This is a genomic window from Pseudomonas sp. Root329, from assembly GCF_001424925.1.
Taxonomy (GTDB): Bacteria; Pseudomonadota; Gammaproteobacteria; order Pseudomonadales; family Pseudomonadaceae; genus Aquipseudomonas; species Aquipseudomonas arabinosi.
On sequence record NZ_LMCV01000013.1, the window covers coordinates 90,335 to 113,509 of the forward strand.

Genomic DNA, 23,175 nt, shown 5'->3' on the forward strand with positions numbered 1-23,175 from the left:
CGGCCCGAGCCTTCGGCAACTCCTGCAGAGGACTTTTTTGCTAAGCGGGACGCGGTGCTTCAACAGGCGGGGTGCCGTCGTGAAACATCGTCTTCAGTTGAGCACGCAGTTCCGGTGAGTCGGTGTGCTTGTGAACACTGACCGCATGCTGTGCGGCGGCCTCTAGCAGTTCGTTTTCAGAGTCTGCGGACAGTGCGACCGAGCATTTGGCATCGCTTGGAAACTCGCGGCAGTCGATGTATTTACGCGCCATGATCTTATCCTCCCTACGACGAAGGCAGGCCGTGGCCTGCGTGAACGATCACTCGACGCGTCACCCCATACATCAAACACGATTGCAGGTCGCACCGAGTGTGCCGACTCTTGAAGTATAGGCCCGCCACAAGGCGCATCGTGACAGGTTGTAGTGGTCTGATGTGCCGCAGGTTCTAAAGGGTACGTTTCGACTTCAAGGCACCTTCCACACAGTCCAGCAACTGCCCAAGCGCCCATGGTTTCTTGATGAACGACACCGAATGCCTGACCCCGGCGCTTTCCGGCGTTTCGTAACCGGACATGATCATGATTGGTTTGTCGGGCCAGCGGTCGCCAAACAGATTGGCCAGGTCCGCGCCATTGAGTTTGCCCGGCATGGTGATGTCCGTGAGCAATAGACGGACGCCTTCGGAGTGTTGCTCCAGATACTTCGACGCGGCATCCGCGCTGGTCTGCGGTTCAACCACAAAGCCTTCCTCCTGAAGAATTTCGCAGAGAAACTCCAGGATCAGCGGGTCGTCCTCAACCACAAGAATCAACCCGCCAAGGAGATGATCGCCCGCCGTCGATACTGGTCCCATGACTGTGCCACTCCCTGATTGCCTAAATGATTTCGCGCGCTTAAATCCGCTACCTATCAGGTATGAGCAGCGGACTCGGCGGAAATTCATTTTTGATACAACCGGGCGATGAAATCAGGCGTCCTGCAAAATCAGATCGGCGCCCTTCTCCGCCACCATCAGCACGGCGGCGTGAGTGTTGCCAGAGGTCACGTTAGGGAAAATCGATGCATCGACAATGCGCAAACCGTCTAAACCATGGACTTTAAGGCGCTTGTCGACCACCGACTTCTGTTCGTCCGCGCCCATCGCGCAGGAACCGCACAGGTGATAAATCGAACCGCTGTTTTCGCGAAAATACTGCAGCATCTGTTCGTCACTTTCGATGGCCGGCCCCGGCAGCACTTCTTCGACGGTAATGCCTTTGAGTGCCGGCGCCTGCATGATTCTGCGCATCAAGCGGCTGCCCTGGATCACCTCGTCGATGTCCTTTTGCGTGCTCAGGTAATTCGGGTCGATCAACGCCGCGTCCCGCGGATTTTTCGAGGCGATCTCGATGTGCCCGCGACTGGTCGGCCGGCACGGGTTGAAGCATAAGAGGAAGCCTGAATACGGTTCCGGCTTGAGGCTAGCCTTATTGTTTTTTGGAATCTGGTACGACAACGGGTTGAAGTACAACTGCAGGTTCGGGTTGGCCTGTAGCTCGTTGCCCCGGAAGAATCCGCCGGCCTGATTGACGCTCATCGCCAGTGCGCCCTTGCGGGTGAACAGGTACTTCAACCCCAGTTTGAACTGACCGAACAGCGAGCTCAGTTGATCGTTGAGCGTCGGGATGTTGGCCTTGTAGTAGTAACTGGCGCACAGGTGGTCTTGCAGGTTCTGCCCCACCGCCGGCAGGTGTTTGACCAACGGGATGTTGTGTTTGGCCAGCAGCGCCTGATCCGCGACACCGGACAATTGCAGGATCTTCGGCGTGTCCACGGCACCGGCGCAAAGAATGACTTCCTTGTTGGCGGTAAAGGTCCGCACCACGCCGTGCTGGGTGATGGAAATCCCGGTCGCCCGGCCGTTATCAAACAACACCCGATCCACCAGCGCGTAATGCTCGACCGTCAGGTTCGGCCGGCTCAATGCCGGATGCAGATGCGCAAAACTGCTGGAGCAACGCTGACCGTGGCGGGTGTTGACGTCGTAGATGCCCGAACCTTCAAATTTCGGGCCGTTGAAGTCGTCGCTATGGGGATAACCCAGTTCATCGCAGCCCTTGAGGAACACATCGCAAATCGGATGGGTCTGGCCCTTCATCGGCGTGATGCTGATCGGGCCGCTGCCGCCGTGGTACTCGCTGTCGCCCAGCGGATGGTTTTCCAGTTTGCGGAAGTACGGCAGCACGTCCTTGAAGCCCCAGCCTTCATTGCCGTTAGCCGCCCAGTCGTCGAAGTCATGCGCCTGGCCACGGACGTAGATCATCGCGTTGATCGAGCCCGAACCACCCTGTACCTTGCCCCGCGGGGCATAGATTTCGCGGTTGTTCAGCTGTTTTTGCGGCTGGCTGTAGTACATCCAGTTGAAGGTCGGGTTGTAATACATTTTGGCGAAGCCGACCGGGATCCTGAACCACAGGGAACTGTCCTTTCCGCCCGCTTCCAGCAGCAACACCGAGTGTTTCCCGGACGCCGAGAGCCGATTGGCGAGGATGCAGCCTGCGGCGCCTGCGCCAGCGATGATGTAGTCGTAAGTCATGCACGGTTACCGCGTAAGTCGTTTTACAAAAAAAACCGCCCCAACAGTCAGGGACGACGCAAAACCTGTGGGAGCGGGCTTGCTCGCGAAAGCGGTGGGTCAGCCAATATTAATGTCGACTGACACGACGCCTTCGCGAGCAAGCCCGCTCCCACAATGGAACTGCGCCAGTTCCATTGTGGGCGGCAAATCCCGTCAGCCTCGAGCTGGCGATGTGTCTTTGACATCAGCCGGTGTCGGCGCCATTTGCAGGTGCAAACGCTCGCCGGTGTACGGCGAATGCTTGCGCACCACGTCCATGTTCAGCTCCACGCCCAGGCCCGGCTCGGTGGACGGGATGATGTAACCGTCCTCCCATTGCAGCGGTTTGGTCAGGACTTCGGCATGGAACCCGCCCCAGGTCATGATGCTTTCCTGGATCAGGAAGTTCGGCGTGCAGGTGGCCAACTGGAAACTCGCCGCCGCGCCAATCGGCCCGTTGTAGAGGTGCGGCGCGATCTGCGCGTAATACGCTTCGGCCATGCTCGCGATCTTTTTTGCTTCCAGCAGACCGCCGCAGCGGGCCACGTTCATCTGCAAAATCGACGCGCCACCCGCCTGCAACAGCTTGAAGAATTCGTACTTGGTGGTCAGCCGTTCGCCGGTGGCAATCGGGATGCTGGTTTTGGCCGCGACTTGCGCCATGGCCTCTTCCTGGCCCGGCGGCACCGGTTCTTCGAACCACAGCGGATCGTATTTCTCCAGGCGCTTGGCCAGGCGGATCGCCGAGGACGGCACCATTTGCCCGTGAGTGCCAAACAGCAAATCGCACTTGTCGCCGACCGCTTCGCGGATCTTGCGGCAGAAGGTTTCGCAGCGTTCCAGCACTTCCAGCGAAATCTGATGCCCGGAGTACGCGGTGTACGGCCCGGCCGGGTCGAACTTCACGGCGGTGAAGCCCTTGTTCATGTTCTCGATGGCGCATTCGGCGGCCAGGTCCGGGTCGTCGTAGTCGTACTCGCCCTTGCTGTTGACCGGGTACAGGTAGGTGTAGGAACGCAGGCGTTCGTTGACCTTGCCGCCCAGCAGTTCATACACCGGCTTGTTCGCCGCTTTGCCGATGATGTCCCAGCAGGCCATCTCCAGGCCGCTGACCACGCCCATCATGGTCAGGTCCGGACGCTGGGTGAAACCGCTCGAATAGGCCTGACGGAAGAAGCGCTCAATGTGGTGCGGGTCGTGGTTGAGCAAGTAGCGTTCGAACACGTCTTCGATGATCGGCAGCATGGCTTTGGGGCCGAAGGTCGCGGCGTAGATTTCGCCCACGCCTTCAATACCGCAATCGGTCTTGAGCTTGACGAACAGCCAGTACATGCCGCCGATGTGCGGTGGCGGTACGGCAACGATATGGGTTTCAAGGGCGACGATTTTCATCTCAGGCACCTGTCTTGTTCGAAGTTTTACGGTTGATACGTGCGCGCAGGGTCAGGGCCGCCAGGGTCCCGAGCAGACCGACGAAAGCGATGTAGCCGAAATACAGCTTGTAACCAAAGGCACCCGGGAAATGCTCGGTGAGGTAGCCGTTGATCAAGGGAATGAAGGCATCCGGCAGGTAACCGACCACCGAGACGATGCCGATAGCCAGGCCGGTGATGCGCAGCGGGATGTTGCAGGTGTCGAGGATCGCCCAGTACAAGCCGCGAATGGCGTAGGTCATCAGGCCGATGAAGATCACGGTGCCGATCAGCAGGCCCATGCTGTTGAGCGCCGGGAACACGATCAGGCCGACCATCGCCAATGTCGCGAGGAACAGCGCCACGATCAGCACCGAGATGTTGGAGAACTTGTCACCCAGCCAGCCACCGCCGATACCGCCAATCGGCCGCATCCACAATTTGATGGTGGTGATGGTGCCGGCCATGACCGCGGTCATGCCGCCGCCTTGCAGGTAATCGGAGAAGCTGTAGGTGGCCCAGAAGATGTGGTAACCGCAGAACACGATGGCGGTGACCAGCCACAGTTCAGGGATTTTCACCAACGTCGCCAGGTCGCTGAGCAGGTTGAACTTGCCCTTTTCCACCGGCGCCGTGTCTTCCATGGACTTCGGGTCCTTGATCAACACCAGCACACAGCCGATGGCGATACAGGTGAAGGCATAGAGGTAAACCACCTGTTTGAAACCTTCGGCAGCCGATTCGCCACGGGTTTCGGTGGCGAAGGCAAACAGCCCCAAAGCGACAGTCGCCAGCAAGGCTTCGACCAGTCCGCGACCGCCATCGAGGATGCCGAAGAACCGACCTTGTTCAGTGTGATGAGCAATCATCTTCACGCGTTTGAGCACCGAGGCCCAGAACGTCAGGCCGGTGGTCAGGCCCCAGCAACCGAAGATGATCATCAGACCGGTCATCGACGGCGCGGTGGAGTACCACAGGCCTAACGCTCCGGTGGCGACCAGCGAGAAGAAGATCAGAAAGCGTGGGGCAATGCGGTCCGCCAGCCAACCGCTCGGCAAGTAACTGAGGAGGAAAATCGTCCCGAGCATCGAGTACAGATAACCCAGCTCGCTGTGGTTGATCTGGAACACTTCGAGCATGGTGGTCTGGTAGACCTGGCGCAGGTACAGGATCGGATAGATCGCACCGGCGGCCAGCACCAATAGCATCAGTTGGAAATAGCGACTTCCCTTGTCACTGTGGCTTTTTGTACCCGCGTTCGAACCCTGAACAGCGGCAGCAGTGGATGCATGCTTGGACATCTAGGAGACCTCGGGCAGCCCGGTGGTCCGGGTGCCCCTGATAATTGTTTTTATAGGTGTGGCGTGAGGCGTGTTGCGGGTGGATCAATACTTCATGACGACCAGACGGGTCTGGGTGAATTCGAGCATGCCGTGTTTGCCGTCATCGCCGCCCAGGCCCGAGCGTTTCCAGCCGGCGTGGAAGCCCTGGTACGGATCTGCCGGGGTGCGATTGACGTACAACTCGCCGGCCTCGATGGCGTTGGCGACTTTCATCGTGGTGCGGTAGTTCTCGGTGTACAGCACCGAAGACAGGCCGAACTGGTGATCGTTGGCCATGGCCAGCGCTTCGTCGATGTCGCGGTACTTGAGCACCGGCAGCACCGGGCCGAAGATTTCTTCCTGGATGATTTCCATGTCCTGACGGCAGCCGCTGAGCAGCGTTGGCGGGTAGAAATGGCCTTTGCCCTGCGGGATAAAACCACCGGTTTCCAGTACAGCGCCGTCGGCAATGGCGCGCTCGACCATGGCGTGGATGCTCTGTTGCGAACTGGCGTTGACCAACGGCCCCATCAGGTTGGCGTCGGAGGCACGGTCACCGAACTTCACGGCGCTGATTTTGGCTTTCAGCAGCGCAAGGAACTGTTCATAGACGCTTTCCTGCACGTAGACCCGCTCGACCGCCGTGCACAACTGGCCACAGTGGGTGGTCTTGGAGGCTACGATCGCGGTAGCGGCGGCTTCAAGATCGGCGTCGGCTTCGATGATCGCCGGGGTTTTACCGCCCAACTCAAGTGACGGCTTGGCGATGTTGGCCTTGCAGTAATCAAGCACGATGCGCCCGGCGTTGACGCTGCCGGTCAGGGTGATCAAACCAACAGCCTTATGGGTGCAAACGGTGGCGGCCGTCGCGTGATCCATGGTCAGGATATTGACCACGCCGGCGGGCAAACCGGATTGCTGCACAGCCTTGGCGATCTCGAACGCCGAGGTCGGGGTGTTGTTGCTCGGACGCACCACCACCGTGTTGCCGGCAATCAACGCCGGGGCGATTTTGCGCAGCAACGTATAGACCGGGTAGTTGAACGGAATAAGGCAGGCAACGACGCCAATCGGCTCGCGGTGCAGAAAGAGGTTTTCGTTCGGGGTGTCGCTGGGAATGATCTCGCCTTCGATACGGCGCGCCCACTCGGCGTGGTAACGGGTGATCTGCGCGGCATAACGGGCTTCGTTGCTGGCATCGGCAACGCTTTTGCCGGATTCGGCTGCCAGGGCTGCGCCGATGCTTTCAGCGCAGGTATCGAGGGCGTCGGCGAAGGAACGCAGGTGTTCGGCGCGTTCGATGCTGGTGAGTTTGCCCCAGACTTTCTGGGCGCCCACGGCGGCTTCGACGGCTGCAGTGGCTTCATCGGCGGTCGCCGCTGAAACATGACCCACCAGCGCTTCGGTCGCCGGGTTGTAGACTGCGATCAGCGCTTCGCTGGCAGGTTCAATGAAGTGACCGTTGACAAAATTTCGCTCGGTTCGCATGTGCATTGCCCATCGTTGTTTTTATCCAGTGAATGCAGTCTTGTCATTGGACCGGTGTTGAACAAACGATTTATTGAGCGATGTAACATTCGAAAAATGCAGGTTACCCCTAAACGACGCGGTCAACTGTGGGAGCGGGCTTGCTCGCGAAGGCGTCGCGTCAGCCAATATTAATGTCGACTGACACGACGCCTTCGCGAGCAAGCCCGCTCCCACAGTGGATTTGGGTTTACACATAATCTGTGTTCANCTTGCTCGCGAAGGCGTCGCGTCAGCCAATATTAATGTCGACTGACACGACGCCTTCGCGAGCAAGCCCGCTCCCACATTTGGGTAGTGTGTGGATTAGAGAGCAGCGGTTGAGGGTTCGAGCTGCCGTTGCGCCAACCAGATCTCTTCCTGCAACCACTGACTAAACACCTGCAATTGCGGCATCAGCGTCTGCTCGGGCCGGGTCACCAGCCAGTAGGATTGATGCCCTTCCACATGCACGTTCAGCACTTGGGTCAGTTGCCCGGTGGCCAGTTCCGAAGCGACCATGTGCCAGTCGGCAATGGTGATGCCCAGGCCGTCGATAGCCGCGCGGATTGCCAGGTCCAGCAGGTCGAATTCATAACCGCCCTGGGTGTCGACGCCGGTGATTCGCGCGGCGTCCAGCCAGTGTTTCCAGGTCAGGTAGCGCTGGTCCTCCCGGGCCAGTACATGCAACAGCGTCAAGCGATTGAGGTCGATGCCCCGCTCGCTCCATTCCCGCGCATACAAGGACGGCGCACACACCGCGATGTGCCGTTCCTGGATCAGCAGCGAGCTGTCCAGGCCGTCCCATTCACCGTCGCCAAAACGGATCGCGCAATCCAGCGTACTGGTTTCCGCCAGGCTGTCCTGCAAGCGCGTGGTAATGCTCAGTTCCAGTTCCGGATGCTTCTCGCGCAGCCGCCCCAGACGCGGCATCAACCAGCGGTTGGTGAAAGTTGGCGGCGCGTTGATGTGCAGGCGATTGGAATGGGTTTTCTGCTGAATGCTGCGCACCGTCAGTTCGATTTTGTCGAAGGACTGATGCAAGGCCCGCAATAGAATCCGACCGGCGCTGGTCAGTTCGAGGTGGTGGTGACGGCGCTCCAGCAGCGTCTCTTCGAGCTGTTCTTCCAGCTGACGCACCTGCCGGCTGACGGCGCTTTGCGTCACGTTCAGCAACTCGGCGGCACGGGTGAAGCTGCCCGTGCTACCAGCGACTTCAAAGGCTTTCAGCGCGTTGAGGCCGGGCATTTTTCGTTTCATGGAGGGCTCTCGGGACGAGTGACAAGACGCAAAGCATCCCACGCTCGCCGTGCATTGTCCTACAGGATTTTCTCAGTAACATGCATCTGACGAAGGTTTACTCGCATTTTTTATCGTTTGTTCAACGCATCGCTGATCGCAAGACTGGCCGGCATCTCTAATAAAAATAACCGAGAGCTGCCCCATGCCCTTCCCTGCTTCTTTGCGCCTCCGTCCTCTGCACATCGCTCTACTCTGCACCTTCGCCGCACCGGCCATGGCCGTACAGGTCACTGACAACCTCGATCTCGGCGGCGCGGTCCGTGCGCGCTGGGATTACGATCCGGATCGAGACATCCAGAAGTTCGGCCTCGACACGGTGTTCCTCAGCGCCAAGTACAACTCCGACAGCTGGATCGGTGAGGCTCAGTATCGTTTCTACGGCCGTTCCTATCCCTACCAGTACACCAAGAACTACGGCGATATCCAGTTCGCCAAGTTCGCGTGGGCCGGCTACAAGTTCAACCCCGACCAGCAGATGCACGTGGGCCTGAACACGGTGCCGTTTGGTTTGCAGCCGTACTTCGGCAGCACGTTCTACGAAACCCTGGGCAACGTCATCGGCCTGGAAGATGTGCAACAGGTGGGCGCCAAGTACATCCAGCAATCGGGCGACTGGAACCTCCAGGCCGGTTACTACCTGCGCCCGGCATGGCAAGGCAAAGGCACCAGCAACGGGGTCACCTACTCCAGCGTGGTGTCCGAAGCCGACAGTTATGTCGCCGACGGCAGCAACAACCAGGAGCGCAACACCGTGGTGCTGCGCGTGGCCAAGGCGCTGGATCTGGGGCCATGGAAGTCTGAAATCGGCCTCTCCGGCCTGACGTCGTCGCTTCAGAATAGGGACACCCATGACGATGGCCGGCGTAACGCCGTGGCCGTTCACTATTTGGGCAAGAACGGTCCGTGGGGCGTGCAGTTGCAGGCGGCGCGGCAACAGATGTCGCCGCGCAACGCCGGCACTGATGAACTGGTGACGCTGGGCGGTTACGACGGCACGTACAACGTCGCCAGTCGCGGCAATCTGTATGTGGCGGATGTGAGTTATGACGTGGCCGGCAAATACCTGTTCGATCAGGTCAGCGGGGTCAAGGTATACGCCAACTACAGTGCCTTCGATAAATCGGCCAGAGAGTTCAAGACCTCGGAGCGGGTGATTTTGGGCAGCTCGTTTTCAGTGAGCAAACTGTGGGTCGCTGCTGAGTGGTTGTTTGGCAAGAACGATCCGTACATTGGAGGCAGCAGCTATACCCAGAGCCTGGGGGCCGGCGGGAGTGATCAGTGGGAGAATCAGTTGTACGTGAACGTTGGGTATTACTTCTGATCCGCGATTTTAGGCGTCCTTGAAGACGCTTTCGCGAGCAAGCCCGCTCCCACATTAGACCGAGTCGTTGCTGGGAACGCGGTCAAATGTGGGAGCGGGCTTGCTCGCGAAGGCGTCAGCCGAAACAACACTTGCATCAGCCCATTGCTAATAGTCAGATAGGCACCACAAAACCATCCAAAAACAAAACCGACCCGATGCAACACCCGAGGCCGGTGTGGAGTCATCCTTCGATGCGTCAACTGCCCTCGCTCAATATGCTGCGCGTCTTCGAAGAGGTTGCGCGGCATCGCAGCTTCAGTCAGGCGGCCTTGGGATTAAACGTCACCCAGGGCGCCGTCAGCCGGCAGATCAAACAGCTTGAAGACTACCTCGGCGTAGCGCTCTTCATCCGCACACCTCAAGGCTTGTCCCTGACCGAAACCGGCACCGCCCTCTCCCCGCATCTGGCGGAGGCCTTCGACCATATCGAACGCGCGCTGCAAGCGGTGCGCGTACCCAATCTGCGCCAACGCCTGCGGATTCTCGCACCGCCAACCTGGGCGACTCGTTGGTTGTCGGCGCACCTGCGAGTGTTTTGCCAACGCTACCCGGATATCAGCCTGAGCGTGACTAACCAGGCCAACCACGACAGCCTCGCCGAAGTCGACTGCCATATCCGCTTCGGCCTCGAAGCCGCCAGTCATTGCAGCAGTCAGTTGCTGGTGATGGAGCGTCACATCGCCGTGGCCAGTCCAGAGCTGTTCAACGACGGCCAGCCGCCTGACCTGCGGCAGTTTCCGTTGCTGCATATCCTGCACGACGGCAAACGCTTGAAGGTCTGGGAGAACTGGTTGGCCGCGATGGGCCGGGACGATGTTGATGCGGGGCAAGGACTGGAATTCAGCACGCTGGATCAGGTGATCCATACCGCGTTGGCAGGGGGTGGTTTGGCGGTGATCGACCGACAGATGATTGAGAAGGAACTGGCGAATGGCAGCCTGTTGCCGATCACTCCGGTGGAAGTGATCGGGCCGTATGGCTATTGGCTGGATGTGGCGAATGACAAAAAAGGGTTGTCGAAGGTGCGGCTGTTTACGGATTGGTTAGGGTTAGTCAGTAATCCCTGACAGAAACTCATTCTAATGTGGGAGCGGGCTTGCTCGCGAAGGCGGCGGATCAGTCAATATTGATGGTGACTGACACTCCGTCTTCGCGAGCAAGCCCGCTCCCACATTTGGATTTGTGATAGTTCCTTAAACCGGGGCAGCCACTTTCACCGCCACCGCTGCACCACCGTCCACCGGGCTCTGCGCCTTGCACGCCTGGCTCAGTGTCAGCGATTTGGTTTCCGGCGCCCAGGCCCAGGACAGCCAGGCACCGATGGCCAAAATCGCCGCCAGAATCCCCATCGTCGGGCTCAAGCCAATCCCCGCCACACTCACCGGCAACAGGAACGTACTGATCGCCGAACCCAACCGGCTTACCGCCGTGGCCAGGCCAATCCCGCTAGCCCGCACCTCGGTCGGAAAGCTCTCGGCCGGGAATACGCCCACAAGGTTACTCACGGCCGAAAGCACCAGTGTGAACAGTCCGAACACCAACACCATCAAAAACGCCGCACTGCCCGGCAACACCGCTAACAGGAACAACGCCACCGCGAGAATGATGAACGAGTTGATCAAAAAGCCCCGGCGAGAGAATTTGATCGTGCACCAGATCCCGATCAGTGCGCCCAGAATCAACAACATGTTCAGCATCAACTCGGTACCAAAACCTTCGGCCAGACCCATCTTCTGCAGGATCGATGGCAGGAAGGTGTAGATGGCGAAGTACGGCATCACGATGCAGACGAAGAACAGGCAATTGAACGCGGTGCGCTTACGGTATTCACGGCTAAACAACACCGCGTAGCCGGAGCGGGTTTCGGTGGATTGTGTTTCGTCGAGTTCGACGTTGTCGCCCAAGTGTTTCTTTACGATGGCCCGAGCTTCGGCAATTCGACCCTGATTCACCAGCCAGCGCGGCGACTCTGGCGTACCGATACGGGCGATCAGAATCAATGCCGCCGGGATCGCCGAAGAAGCCAGCATCCAGCGCCAGGCATCGTCCCCGAGGCTGAGCATGGCCGTGCCGACGAAGGTTGCGGCCACATAGCCGAAAGTCCAGATCACGCTGAACGAACCGAGCAACACGCCGCGGTGTTTCTTCGGCGCAAACTCGGCCAGCATGGCGTGGCCGACGCTGAAGTCACCACCCAGCCCGATACCGATCAGCACCCGACAGAGAAACAGGCCCATGGCCGTTTCGGCGTAGAACTGCATCACGGAGGCAATGGTGATCAACACGAAGCTGACGAGGAAGATTTTCTGCCGGCCGACTTTGTCGGAAATCCAGCCAAAAAACAGGCTACCCAGAAACAAGCCGATCAGCGCCGAAGCCCCGATCAATCCCTGCCAGAACGCATCCAGCTGCATCTGCGGGCTCAGCAGCGTAAACGCGATACCGATCAGGCCGAGGATGTAGCCGTCAGTGAAGTGCGCACCGAAGGTCAGGCCGGCGATCTTGAGGTGGAATCGCCCGATGGGCAGGTCGTCGATTTTTACCGGTTGTACGGACATGTAAGTCTCCAATTGTTGTTATTGACGGAGAAATGAAACCGATATCGCTTATTTCTTATTGTGGGAGCGAGCCTGCTCGCGAAAGCGGTGTGCCAGTCAACATCGATGTTGAATGTAAAATCGCCTTCGCGAGCAGGCTCGCTCCCACAGTTGAGGGTGTGCGGGAGTTACAGGCCGCCCATTAACAGGTATTTGATTTCCAGGTAGTCATCCAGACCGTACTTCGATCCTTCGCGACCGAGGCCCGATTCCTTGATGCCACCGAATGGCGCCACTTCCGTGGAAATGATCCCTTCGTTGATCCCGACCATGCCGGCTTCCAGGCCTTCGGCCATGCGCCAGACCCGGCCGATGTCGCGGCTATAGAAGTAGGCCGACAAACCGTATGGCGTGTCGTTGGCCCGTTGCAGCACCTCGGCCTCGTCCTTGAAACGGAAGCACGCAGCCACCGGGCCGAAGGTTTCGTCCTGGGCGATCAGCATGTCGCTGTTGGCTTCGGTGAGGATGGTCGGCTCATAAAAGGTGCCGCCCAGTGCGTGACGGCGACCGCCGCACAGCAACTGGGCGCCCTTCTCCAGCGCATCGCCCACATGCAGTTCGACCTTGGCCAGCGCCGCTGCGTTGATCAGCGGACCTTGCTCGGTTTCACCCTCCAGCGCGCTACCCACCCGCATCGCCGCAACGGCTTCAGCGAGTTTGCCGGTGAAGGCTTCGTAGACGCCGTCCTGAATGAAGAAGCGGTTAACGCAGACGCAGGTCTGCCCGGTGTTGCGGAATTTAGAGGCCATCGCGCCTTTCACAGCTGCGTCCAGATCGGCGTCGTCGAACACAATGAACGGCGCGTTGCCGCCCAGTTCCAGCGAGACTTTTTTCAGGGTGTCGGCGGCCTGACGCATCAGCAATTTGCCAGTGCGGGTGGAGCCGGTGAACGACAATTTGCGCACGATGCCGGAGGCTTGCAGCGCGCCGCCAATGGCAACCGCGTCGCCGGAAACGATGTTGAACACGCCGGCCGGAATGCCTGCCTGCTCCGCCAACACCGCCAGGGCGAAGGCTGATAAAGGCGTCTCTTCCGACGGCTTGAGAATCATCGTGCAACCCGCCGCCAGCGCCGGGCCAACCTTGCGGGTGACCATGGCCAGCGGGAAGTTCCATGGGGTGATCGCAGCGACCACACCGATGGCTTCCTTGACCACAATGATTCGCGCATCGGCCTTGTGGCTTGGAATCACGTCGCCGTAAGCACGTTTGGCTTCTTCAGCGAACCACTCCAGAAAGCTCGCGGCGTAGACTACTTCGCCCATGGCTTCGGCCAGTGGCTTGCCTTGTTCGCGGCTGAGCAAAGTCGCCAGATCCTTCTGGTTGCTCAGCATCAGCTCGCTCCAGCGCTTGAGCTTCTGGCTGCGCTCCTTGGCGGTCAACTTGCGCCAGGCCGGCAAAGCACGGTTGGCGGCGTCGATGGCTCGGTTGGTTTCTTCAGCGCCAGCCTTTTGCACATCGGTAATCAACTCGCCATTGGCCGGGTTGAACACCGAGTAGGTCGAACCACCGCTGGACCATTGGCCATCGATGAAATTGCCGTTACGGATCAGCGCGCTCATGCCACAGCCTCAGTCAGATTGAAGCGCTCCAGACCCGGACGGGCCGAACGCAAGATACGTTTACCGGCGGTGTAATCGTTGATCACGTCGCACGGGGTGTAATTGCGTTCCAGCTCGTACAGCTCATCTGCATCGAGTTTGGTCTCCAGCGCTGCCAAGGCACTGTCGAACTGTTCTGTGGTGTCGGCGCCCACCAGCATGCAATCCACGCCAGGATGATTGGCGACCCAGGCCTGGGCGATTTGCGCGTTGGAAACACCGCGAGCACGGGCCACGCGCTGGACCGAATGTGCGATCTCGAACGAAGCTTCGTCGCTGTACATCTGCTGGGTGAAGAAGTCGGTCTGATTGCGAGTCGATTGCACGTCACCGGTCAACAAACCACGGGCCAGCGGACTGAACACCGACACCCCAAGGCCTTGATCGCGGCAGAACGGGATCATCTCGCGCTCTTCTTCGCGGTAGGCGCAGTTCAGTTGCAGCTGCATGTTGATCGGTTTGACCCAGCCATTGCGCTCGCAGGCCATGAGGATTTTCGCCAGTTGCCCGGTGAGCATGGTCGAGACACCGATGTAACGCGCCTTGCCGGAACGCACGATGTCGTTCATGGCGCTCATGGTTTCTTCGACCGGCGTGTTTACGTCGAAGTAATGCAGCATGAACACATCGACGTAATCCATGTTCAGACGCTTCAGAGACGCGTCGATGCTGTCCATGATGTGCTTGCGCGAATGACCGCTGGCGTTGATCCCGGTGCGGGTGCCGTAGCCGACTTTAGTGGTGATCACCAGGTCTTCGCGCCGGGCCAGGCGCTTGACGATGCGCCCCACCACTTCCTCGCCGACACCGGCGGAATAGAAATCCGCGAGGTCGATGAAATTCACGCCGTTGTCCAATGCATGCGCGACGATCGGCTCGCTTTTCTTCTCATCGAAGATCCACGGTTTCCAATCGGGGGTGCCCATGTTCATGGTGCCCAGGCACAGGCGGGAGACTTGCAGGCCGGAGTTGCCCAAACGAATGTATTGCATGGCGCGGACCTCAGGCTTTTGGCGTGTAGAAAGGGTTGCTGATGTGATTGACCACATCCGCCAGTTGCGCCGTTTCCGGCTTGCCGGTCAGCGCCGCACGAATCGCCGTGCGGCAGGCGTTGTAGTTGTTCAGGTAGACCGCATCCAGGTCGTTGCAGGCTGGGTTGACCCAGTTCGCGGTCACGATGGCCCACTCGTCTTCAGCTTCCGGCGGCAAGGTGCCGTCCAGCAGCGCTTCAAGCACAGCCTTGGCGATCCCGGCCTGCGACGCGCCCCACGTGGCGTTGCCGTGCAGGTCACTGCTGATCGCGGCTTTGTTGACATAAAGGGTCATTGGCTTGACCGGAATGTTCGGCTGGGCGATCACCATGAACGGGCAATGCCCTTGGCTTGGCGACGCCAGACTATTGGCAAACGCCTGCCCTGCCGGGCCGTTGCGCGGACCGATCAGAATGTTGATGTGCGCGGCATTCACGCCCGGGCCTTCGAAGCCTTCACCGATGTACAGGTCGAGTTCTTTCATGAGTTATTACTCTTCAGGGATTTGGGTTGATCAGAAGTGCACGCGAACCGTGGAGGTCGCGTGGCAAATGTCAGGGTTCGAAGAGCGCGGGGTGTGGCAGCGAGGATGAGTCATGGGTGCAAACGCTCTTTTTTGTTGTTGATGAGCTGTGTTTGCAATTTTTTAACATCGGGGGTTTGCGGGGCTGTAACCATTAAAAGTCATGAGGGCATGACTTCAAGTCATACCCCCATTTGACGGTGTTCGGATCAGTACGACGGCGCGTCTTTTTTCATGGTGTCCTTGGACATCGCGTCCTTCTTCATTCCGTCCTTGCTCATGGCGTCCTTGGACATGGTGTCTTTCTTCATCGCGTCCTTGCTCATGGAATCCTTGGACATGGCGTCCTTTTTCATCGTGTCTTTGTGCATGGCGTCTTTGGACATTGAATCCTTGCTCATGCTGTCATTGCTCATGCCGTTAGTGGTGGTTGCATCGGCGGCAAACACGCTCGCGGCGCCAAACGCCAGGCACATGGACAGTACGGTGGTCGCTAACTTTTTCATGATGAAACTCCTTGAAGCACAGGTTGCGAATGAGCGCAGCGGGCGCTGCGCAGTAAAGTGGCCAGGCGCTATCAGCTGCCACCGAACCAGTTGTAGCCCTGGTCTTCCCAGTAGCCACCCGGATAGGTGTTGGTGACGAAAATCGCCTGAATATGTTTGGGATTCTTGTAGCCCAGCTTGGTGGGCATGCGCAGTTTCATCGGGAAGCCGTACTGGCGAGGCAGCACCGCGCCGTCATAGGTCAGCGTCAACAAGGTTTGCGAATGCAGTGCGGTGGCCATGTCGATGCTGGTGTAGTAGTCGTCCGCGCATTTGAAGCCGACATATTTGGCATCCGTGTCGGCACCGACCCGCTTCAGGAAGTCGCTGAACCGTACGCCGCCCCAGCGGCCGATCGCGCTCCAGCCTTCGACGCAGATGTGCCGGGTGATCTGATCGGTCTGGGCCATGGCGCGCAGTTCTTCGAGGCGCCAGCTGCGCTTGTCGGCGACCATGCCGGTCACTTCCAGTCGATAACTCTCTTCCTCCACCGTCGGCGCCTCGTCGATGCCGTAAAAGGCATTGAACGGAAACGGCCGAGTGATCATCGACTCGGGATAAGTCGGTGCCAGGGCGTTGGGATTGAACAGCCAGCCCTGCACCCTGTCGTTGAAGCGGGACATGGAGGACAACGCGGTCTCGACGCTTTCGTTGTCGGTGATGTTGCAGCCGGACAACATGGCCACGCCGCCGAGGGTCAGGCTGCGCATCAGGAACGAGCGCCGTGAGCGGTCTTCGATCTGTGGGGCAAGGATCTTTCTGGCGTCTGTCAGGATGGACGACTCGTCCAGCCCTGAGCCTTGAATGCGCTTTTTCATACGACCTCCTTGCGACCGACAATCATGGCCCACAACGTTTTGGGAACCAGCGCGACCATCACCAGATGAACCGCGACAAAGGCCACCAGCAACGACATCGCAATGAAGTGCACATGCCGCGCGCCTTCGTAGCCGCCCAGCAACTCACGCAACAGCGGAAACTGGACGGACTTCCACAACACCAGCCCGGAAATCACCATCAGCGTGATGTCGACCATCACGAACAGGTACGCCACCCGTTGCACCTGGTTGTAATGACTCAGGTCGGCATGCCCCAATCGCCCTCTCAACGCCGCCCACAGGTCATGCAGGACACCTTTAGGCGAAACCGGGAAAAAGCGCCGTTTCAGACGACCACTGACGAGGTTGATGATCAGGTAGACAAGACCGTTGACGGCCAGAAACCACATCGCCGCGAAATGCCATTGCAATGCGCCGCCGAGCCAGCCACCCAACGTGATTGCCTTGGGAAAACTGAAGTCATACAGCGGAGACGCGTTATAGATTCGCCAACCGCTGGTGACCATGACCAACACCGCCAGGGCGTTCAGCCAATGGGTCAGCCGTAGCCAGCGAGGATGAGTGCTGACTGTGGGTGAAGCAGGTAACTGCGACATGTTCGGCTCCCGGCGGTTGATCGTTGGAGCCGATTATGCGAGCCGACAGATCGCCAAATCCTCACGTAAAGTTAAATAAAACGTGATAACTACCCCGCTCCCACAGTTTTTTTGCGTGGTCCGCCCTTGGCTCAATTGTGGTTAAAATGCCGCCCCAACAAATTGCTGGCCCTGCCCGATGAACGCTGACGCTCTCTCCACCCTCCACGACCATTTACTGACGGCTCTGGCAGCTGCCCCCGCCGAAACCCGCCGGCTGTTCCACGGCCGTGGCCGGTGCTGGCCGGGACTGGAGCAATTGACCGTCGATTGGTTGCAGGGCGTGGTGCTGGTGTCGCTGTTCAAGGAACCCGAAGCGTCGCAGCTGGAAGCGTTGAAACAGAAGCTGATGGACGTCACGCAAACGCCTGCGTGGACGCAATCCGGCGCGCACACGCTCTTGCTGCAACATCGCTACCTGCTGCAAAGCACCACCGAGTGGCTGTTGGGGGACGCGATCGACGAGATGACGATCACCGAGGGCGGCCTGCATTATCGGGTGGACTTGGGCCGCAAACAGAACACGGGCCTGTTCCTCGACATGCGTTACGGCCGCGACTGGGTGCGGGCCAATGCCCAGGGCAAGCGCGTGCTGAATCTGTTCGCCTACACCTGCGGATTCTCGGTAGCGGCCATCGAAGGGGGGGCGACGCACGTGGTCAATCTGGACATGTCCAGCCCGGCCCTGAGCCGTGGCCGCGACAATCACCGGCTCAACGGCCACGACCTGAGCAAGGTGACGTTCCTCGGTCATGACCTGTTCAAATCCTGGGGCAAGGTAATCGGCAAGGGCCCTTACGACCTGGTGATCATCGACCCACCGTCGTTTCAGAAAGGCAGTTTTCTGTTGACCAAGGACTACCAGCGCGTGCTGCGCCGACTGCCGGAATTGCTCAGCCCTCAGGGCACGGTGCTGGCGTGCATGAACGATCCGGCGTTCGGTGCGGACTTCCTCATCGACGGCGTCACCCGCGAAGCACCGAGCCTGCGTTTCGAGCAACGGCTGGACAATCCACCGGAGTTTCCCGATGCCGATGTTGAATGCGGGTTGAAGGCGTTGGTGTTTCGGCAGTAAGTCCGAGTCGCCCCCTTCGCGAGCAAGTCGGATCGCCGCACCGCCGCTCCCACATTTGATCTCGGGCGTTCATAGAACCAGTGTGGGAGCGGCGGTGCGGCGATCCGACTTGCTCGCGAAGGGGCCCTGAAAGCCGATCAATCTCTCTCAGATGTACCCAGTCAACGCGGCTGCAACACCAGCGCAAACAACTCACCATGCCCATTCACATTGAGCTTGTGATAGAGATTTCGCCGGTGCACCTTCACCGTTTCCGGGGAAATGCCCATCTGCTGGGCGATGGCCTTGCTTGAGAAGCCCTGAAGAATCAGCCGTGCCGTTTCGATTTCCCGCACCGACAGGCGCGCGTCGAAACGATCCAGCAGGGTCGCCAGATCCCCGGCCACCGCCTCGGTTGCCGGCCCTTCCGGCGGCAGCAATTGCAGGTGACGGCGCATCGCCGCCAGCACCCAATCGCGCACGCAAAGCAGGCGCCCCTGTTCCTCAAGCGTGAATCGTGTCGAGCGTCCCAACGACAAACCGAGCACCGCACCCTCGACGTTGACCATGAACTGCAACTCGTCGCCGCCCACCACGGTGCGGAAGTAGCTCAGGTAGTACTCACTCTGCTGGAACTGGTCGGGGGCCACCGAATCGAGGCTGTGCAAACCGTCGGCGATACCGGCACAGGCGGCCTGATAAAAAGGATCGAGCAGGTACATGCCGGCGCTGTAATCCGCCAGTTCTTCTTGCTCGGCAGCACTGCCCTTTGAGTCGAAGTCGATCAGCAGACGCGGCACCCGCCCGGCCCGCATCACCGCGACCAACGCGTTGTCCATCGGCACCAGCAGCCGCAACGTGTCCACCAGCGCGCGCCAGAAGCCGTCCTGCCCCACGGCACCAAAAACCCGCGCCAGCCCCTGGTGCACCGGTAACTCTTTCAACAACGCGTCCACGCCCTACCCCTTTCGAGTAACCCATGATGGGAATGGGTGAGTCCACTCCCGGCCGATACGCTGCAAGCACCTGATCATCACCGGCCTGCAGCAGGCCAGGAGTGCCGCATCATGAGTCGTCATCGCTCGTATATCAATCTTGGACTGGGCGCCTGTTTGTCGGTCTCTTTATCGGCGGTTGCCGCCGAGGGCCCGACGGTTCACATCTACAACTGGTATGACTACATTGGCCCCACGACCCTGCAGGATTTCAATCGTGACACCGGGATCGCGCCGGTCTACGACACCTTCGACAGCGCCGAAGTGCTGGAAGGCAAATTGCTCACCAGCCGCAGCGGATACGACGTGGTGGTGGCCAGCAACTTCAGCTTGCCGACGCTGATCAAGGCCGGTGCCCTTGCACCTCTGCCCCACGCTCAGATGCCTGACTTCAAAAACATGGATGCTGATCTGTTGGCGAAACTGGCCAACAACGACCCGGGCAACCAGTACGCCGTGCCGTATCTATGGGGTACCAACGGCATCGGCTACAACATCGACAAAGTTCGCGCGGCGCTGGGCGACAAGGCGCCGGTGGATTCCTGGGACCTGGTGTTCAACGAAGAAAACCTGGCCAAACTCGGCCAGTGCGGCGTAGCCATGCTCGACTCACCGGCCGAAATGCTGCCGGTCGCCCTGCACTACCTCGGCCTGCCACCCAACAGCACCAACCCCGAGGACTACAAGAAGGCTGAAGCGCTGCTGCTCAAGCTGCGTCCGCACATCGCCTACTTCAATTCATCCAAGTTCATCAGCGACCTGGCCAACGGCAACATCTGCGTGGCGGTGGGTTGGTCCGGCGCGATGCTGGAAGCCAAGACCAATGCCGAGCAGGCGAACAACGGCGTGAAGATCGCCTACAGCCTGCCGAAAGAAGGCGCGCCGGTGTGGTTCGACACATTGGTGTTGCTCAAGGACGCGCCACATCCGGAACAGGGTTTGGCCTTCATCGACTACCTGATGCGCCCCGACGTCATCGCGCCGGTCAGCGATCACCTCTCCTACCCCAACGGCAACCGCAGCGCGACGCCACTGGTCGCCGAAGCGACCCGCAACAATCCTGCCGTGTATCCGTCCGCCGAAGCGATGGCCACGTTATTCACCCTTCAGCCTCTGCCGCCCGCCACCGAGCGCGTACGGACGCGGATCTGGAGCAAAGTCAAAAACGGTCAGTGACTCCAAATAACAGTCAGCCAAGCGCAATCCAATGTGGGAGCGGGCTTGCTCGCGAAGGCGATATCTCAGGCGACATCAATGCAGGATGTGACGGCCTCTTCGCGAGCAAGCCCGCTCCCACAGGGTCCGCGCCCAACCTGGCCCACTTTTTCTGCCACGAGATGAGAGAAACGATGAAACCACGTGCCCGCGACCTGAACATCCAGTTCGGCCAACTGCAACCCGGCCCGCTCAACGCCATCACCGACGTACCCGGCGTCCGGGTCGGCCACAGCAATGTGCGAGGACACACGGCGAACGGCCGCGACATCCTGACCGGCGTCACCGTGATCGAGCCGCGTGCCGGTTCCACCAGCCTGCAACCGTGCTTTGCCGGCGTCCATGTGCTCAATGGCAACGGTGATGCCACGGGTCTGGAGTGGATTCGCGAGGCCGGTCTGTTGACCAGCCCGATCGCCTTCACCAACACCCACAGCCTGGGCGTTGTGCGTGATGCGCTGGTGACGCTGGATCGTCAGGAGCAACCCGATGACGGGCGACTCTACTGGAACATGCCGGTGGTGCTGGAGACCTTCGACGGTCTACTCAACGACATCAACGGTTTCCATGTGAAGGTCGAACATGTGGCCGAAGCCCTGCGCACGGCAGTGGGCGGTCCAGTGACCGAAGGCGCCGTCGGCGGTGGCAGCGGCATGATCTGCCACGAATTCAAAGGCGGAATCGGCACCGCTTCGCGACGTCTGAACAATGCTCAGGGCGGCTGGACCGTCGGCGCCATCGTCCAGGCCAACCATGGCATCCGCAACGAACTGCGCGTTGACGGTTACCCGGTCGGGCGCTACATGGAACAGGCCGATTCGCCGTTCCTCAAAGCGTCCTTGCCGCATCCGGGCATGGGCTCGATCGTCGTCTGCCTGGCCACCGATGCGCCGTTGCTGCCGCACCAATGCACGCGCCTCGCGCAGCGCGCCAGCCTCGGCCTGGCCCGTACCGGCGGCGGCAATGAAGACCACAGCGGTGACATTTTCATCGCCTTCGCCACCGGTAATCAGCACGTGCCGCCGGCCGCTTATGAGAGTAAGCGCGCGCCGACCACCGACAACCTGAGCATGGTCAACAACGACCACATCAGCGAGCTGTTCCTGGCCGCCACCGAAGCGGTGGAGGAAGCGATCATCAATGCCTTGCTGGCCTCAGACACCGCCGAGGGCAATGGCCATGCGGTGCCGGGACTGGACGCCGGGACGCTGCTCAACGCCTTGCGTCGAGCGGGTTGGCCGGGAGAGCAGGTCTAACAGGACTAAGGCGTCTGGAGGCCGCAAAGAGCTCGCGACCGAGGCTTCTCGCGGCGTCCAAATGCACAGCCGGATCCTGAATTTCCGATTCGAGCAGCAACTCGGACGTCACCACCTGAGCACCGCAATAATCAAAAATCCCATGGTCAATCTGCGTCTTCATGGCCTCGGCATAACCGTGCCGGGCGTAGGTGGCAGCGTCGGCACCGCCCACACCGATCAGGTGAACCCGCAGGTGACCAAGCTTCTTCTCCAGATGGGCATCCGCCGTGAAATCAAACGCCCAGCCGTTGGCGAACACCCGATCAATCCAGCCCTTGAGCAGCGCCGGCATCGACCACCAGTAAACGGGATAAACCAGCACCACCGCATCGGCGCGGTCTATCCGCGATTGCTCGGCGACCACATCGGCAGGGGGCAGCGCTTCCCGGTGATGCACTGCCAGATCAGAGACGCTGAACCTCGGATCGAACCCTTCGGCCGAGAGGTCGGCGATTTCAAAGGTATGACCGGGATCGTCCAGGGCGATGCCCTGAGCGACTTGCGCCACCAGGCTATGGGTAAGCGAACGAGGGTCGTGATGAGCCACAACAATAAGCGCGTGCATGCTGGAAACTCCTGATTGAGAGCACAGGGCGGACCTTATATACTCTTGGTAAGTTACGATCAGTAAGTTACTTTTGGTACATAGTCATGTCAACTACCGAAACAGACGCGCAAGATTCCACGCCGCAACCGCGACGACGAATGTCCCGGGAGGACCGCCAACGCCAGTTGCTGGACGTCGCCTGGCAACTCGTTCGGGAAGAAGGCACCGACGCGCTGACATTGGGGCGACTCGCCGAGCTAGCCGGGATCACCAAACCGGTGGTGTACGATCACTTCACCACGCGACCCGGGCTGTTGGCGGCGCTCTATCAAGACTTCGATGCCCGGCAGACAGCGCTGATGGATGCGGCGCTTCAGGACAGCGAACCGACTTTGCCCGGCACCGCCAGGGTGATCGCTTCGTCGTACGTCGACTGCGTGCTGCTTCAGGGCAACGAGATCCCCGGCGTCATCGCAGCACTCGCCAGCTCCCCGGAACTGGAGAAGATCAAGCACGAGTACGAAGCTATTTTCCTGAACAAATGCCGAACCACCCTCGCCCCTTTCGCTGGCGCGGGTGAGATCAAGGCAGCGGGATTACGGGCGATGCTCGGCGCGGCGGAAGCCTTGTCACACGCCGCCGCTAATGGAGAAATCAGCGCCGCGCAGGCACAGGACGAACTGTACGAAACCATCACCGCGATGGTCGAAAGAAGTGCCCGTGGCGACGCTGGAAACATCGCGAAAACTGACGCCGGACAGATGGATTCGACTAGCGGTACTTGAGCACCAAACCCCATTTTTCTACGATG

General features: G+C 59.7%; 22 protein-coding genes. 6 read left to right on the top strand and 16 right to left on the bottom strand.

Annotated features, from left to right (window positions below; all coding sequences use genetic code 11):
* Nucleotides 1-40: 40 nt before the first annotated feature.
* From ASC74_RS13915 to ASC74_RS13945, 7 genes are all read right to left on the bottom strand, one after another.
* The gene (locus tag ASC74_RS13915) at nucleotides 41-253 is read right to left on the bottom strand and encodes a DUF1059 domain-containing protein (RefSeq protein ID WP_008156959.1); all 213 of its coding nucleotides are present in this window, start codon (nucleotides 251-253) and stop codon (nucleotides 41-43) included.
* A 175-nt stretch (nucleotides 254-428) separates the two neighbouring features.
* Entirely contained in the window at nucleotides 429-836 is a 408-nt protein-coding gene (locus tag ASC74_RS13920; protein WP_056741893.1) for a response regulator, read from the bottom strand.
* 114 nt (nucleotides 837-950) lie between these two features.
* On the bottom strand, nucleotides 951-2,558 hold the full coding sequence (locus ASC74_RS13925; protein WP_056741894.1) for a GMC family oxidoreductase: 1,608 nt from the start codon (nucleotides 2,556-2,558) through the stop codon (nucleotides 951-953).
* A 195-nt stretch (nucleotides 2,559-2,753) separates the two neighbouring features.
* A complete protein-coding gene (locus ASC74_RS13930) occupies nucleotides 2,754-3,971 on the bottom strand; it encodes a mandelate racemase/muconate lactonizing enzyme family protein (RefSeq protein WP_046046632.1) in 1,218 nt (405 codons plus the stop codon).
* Nucleotide 3,972: 1 nt separating this feature from the next.
* The gene (locus ASC74_RS13935) at nucleotides 3,973-5,292 is read right to left on the bottom strand and encodes an MFS transporter (RefSeq protein WP_056741895.1); all 1,320 of its coding nucleotides are present in this window, start codon (nucleotides 5,290-5,292) and stop codon (nucleotides 3,973-3,975) included.
* 84 nt (nucleotides 5,293-5,376) lie between these two features.
* Nucleotides 5,377-6,801 (bottom strand): aldehyde dehydrogenase, encoded by a 1,425-nt coding sequence (gene aldA, locus ASC74_RS13940; protein ID WP_056741938.1) that lies wholly within the window; start codon nucleotides 6,799-6,801, stop codon nucleotides 5,377-5,379.
* Between the two features lie 345 nt (nucleotides 6,802-7,146).
* Nucleotides 7,147-8,079 carry a LysR substrate-binding domain-containing protein gene (locus ASC74_RS13945; protein ID WP_056741896.1) on the bottom strand — a complete coding sequence of 311 codons (933 nt, stop codon included), beginning with the start codon at nucleotides 8,077-8,079 and terminating at the stop codon, nucleotides 7,147-7,149.
* A gap of 184 nt (nucleotides 8,080-8,263) precedes the next feature.
* On the opposite strand from ASC74_RS13945, the gene ASC74_RS13950 reads away from it, so the two are divergent.
* Together ASC74_RS13950 and ASC74_RS13955 are read left to right on the top strand one after the other, a co-directional pair.
* Nucleotides 8,264-9,442 carry a hypothetical protein gene (locus ASC74_RS13950; protein ID WP_056741897.1) on the top strand — a complete coding sequence of 393 codons (1,179 nt, stop codon included), beginning with the start codon at nucleotides 8,264-8,266 and terminating at the stop codon, nucleotides 9,440-9,442.
* A 233-nt stretch (nucleotides 9,443-9,675) separates the two neighbouring features.
* Nucleotides 9,676-10,551, top strand: a complete 876-nt coding sequence (locus tag ASC74_RS13955) for a LysR substrate-binding domain-containing protein (RefSeq protein WP_056741898.1) — start codon at nucleotides 9,676-9,678, stop codon at nucleotides 10,549-10,551.
* 126 nt (nucleotides 10,552-10,677) lie between these two features.
* On the opposite strand, the gene ASC74_RS13960 is transcribed toward ASC74_RS13955, so the two are convergent.
* The 7 genes from ASC74_RS13960 to ASC74_RS13990 all read right to left on the bottom strand — a co-directional run bounded on the left by ASC74_RS13960 (nucleotide 10,678) and on the right by ASC74_RS13990 (nucleotide 17,216).
* A complete protein-coding gene (locus tag ASC74_RS13960; protein ID WP_056741899.1) occupies nucleotides 10,678-12,042 on the bottom strand; it encodes an MFS transporter in 1,365 nt (454 codons plus the stop codon).
* A 167-nt stretch (nucleotides 12,043-12,209) separates the two neighbouring features.
* Entirely contained in the window at nucleotides 12,210-13,643 is a 1,434-nt protein-coding gene (locus ASC74_RS13965) for an NAD-dependent succinate-semialdehyde dehydrogenase (protein ID WP_056741900.1), read from the bottom strand.
* A complete protein-coding gene (locus tag ASC74_RS13970) occupies nucleotides 13,640-14,674 on the bottom strand; it encodes an aldo/keto reductase (protein WP_056741901.1) in 1,035 nt (344 codons plus the stop codon). Before ASC74_RS13970 ends, ASC74_RS13965 begins: the two co-directional genes overlap by 4 nt.
* A gap of 10 nt (nucleotides 14,675-14,684) precedes the next feature.
* Nucleotides 14,685-15,197: a formaldehyde-activating enzyme gene (gene fae, locus ASC74_RS13975; RefSeq protein ID WP_046046648.1), complete on the bottom strand. Its 513-nt coding sequence runs from the start codon at nucleotides 15,195-15,197 to the stop codon at nucleotides 14,685-14,687.
* Between the two features lie 248 nt (nucleotides 15,198-15,445).
* Nucleotides 15,446-15,742, bottom strand: coding sequence for a pentapeptide MXKDX repeat protein (locus ASC74_RS13980; RefSeq protein WP_056741902.1), 297 nt, complete (start codon nucleotides 15,740-15,742; stop codon nucleotides 15,446-15,448).
* Between the two features lie 71 nt (nucleotides 15,743-15,813).
* Nucleotides 15,814-16,599 carry a molybdopterin-dependent oxidoreductase gene (locus ASC74_RS13985; RefSeq protein WP_056741903.1) on the bottom strand — a complete coding sequence of 262 codons (786 nt, stop codon included), beginning with the start codon at nucleotides 16,597-16,599 and terminating at the stop codon, nucleotides 15,814-15,816.
* A complete protein-coding gene (locus tag ASC74_RS13990; protein ID WP_056741904.1) occupies nucleotides 16,596-17,216 on the bottom strand; it encodes a cytochrome b/b6 domain-containing protein in 621 nt (206 codons plus the stop codon). Before ASC74_RS13990 ends, ASC74_RS13985 begins: the two co-directional genes overlap by 4 nt.
* Before the next feature lie 178 nt (nucleotides 17,217-17,394).
* Between ASC74_RS13990 and ASC74_RS13995 the strand changes: the two genes are divergently transcribed.
* Entirely contained in the window at nucleotides 17,395-18,330 is a 936-nt protein-coding gene (locus ASC74_RS13995; RefSeq protein WP_056741905.1) for a class I SAM-dependent methyltransferase, read from the top strand.
* Between the two features lie 161 nt (nucleotides 18,331-18,491).
* Here the strand turns inward: ASC74_RS13995 and ASC74_RS14000 are convergent, their stop codons facing one another.
* Nucleotides 18,492-19,265, bottom strand: a complete 774-nt coding sequence (locus ASC74_RS14000; protein ID WP_056741906.1) for a helix-turn-helix transcriptional regulator — start codon at nucleotides 19,263-19,265, stop codon at nucleotides 18,492-18,494.
* 111 nt (nucleotides 19,266-19,376) lie between these two features.
* Here ASC74_RS14000 and ASC74_RS14005 point away from each other — a divergent pair, with 111 nt between their 5' ends.
* Nucleotides 19,377-20,480: an extracellular solute-binding protein gene (locus ASC74_RS14005; RefSeq protein ID WP_056741907.1), complete on the top strand. Its 1,104-nt coding sequence runs from the start codon at nucleotides 19,377-19,379 to the stop codon at nucleotides 20,478-20,480.
* A gap of 173 nt (nucleotides 20,481-20,653) precedes the next feature.
* Nucleotides 20,654-21,775, top strand: coding sequence for a DmpA family aminopeptidase (locus ASC74_RS14010; RefSeq protein WP_056741908.1), 1,122 nt, complete (start codon nucleotides 20,654-20,656; stop codon nucleotides 21,773-21,775).
* On the opposite strand, the gene ASC74_RS14015 is transcribed toward ASC74_RS14010, so the two are convergent.
* Complete coding sequence (locus ASC74_RS14015; protein WP_056741909.1) at nucleotides 21,732-22,382, bottom strand: NAD(P)H-dependent oxidoreductase; 651 nt, start codon at nucleotides 22,380-22,382, stop codon at nucleotides 21,732-21,734. The two genes, ASC74_RS14010 and ASC74_RS14015, sit on opposite strands and share 44 nt — an antisense overlap.
* A gap of 86 nt (nucleotides 22,383-22,468) precedes the next feature.
* Here ASC74_RS14015 and ASC74_RS14020 point away from each other — a divergent pair, with 86 nt between their 5' ends.
* Nucleotides 22,469-23,149: a TetR/AcrR family transcriptional regulator gene (locus tag ASC74_RS14020; protein WP_056741910.1), complete on the top strand. Its 681-nt coding sequence runs from the start codon at nucleotides 22,469-22,471 to the stop codon at nucleotides 23,147-23,149.
* Nucleotides 23,150-23,175: the final 26 nt, after the last annotated feature.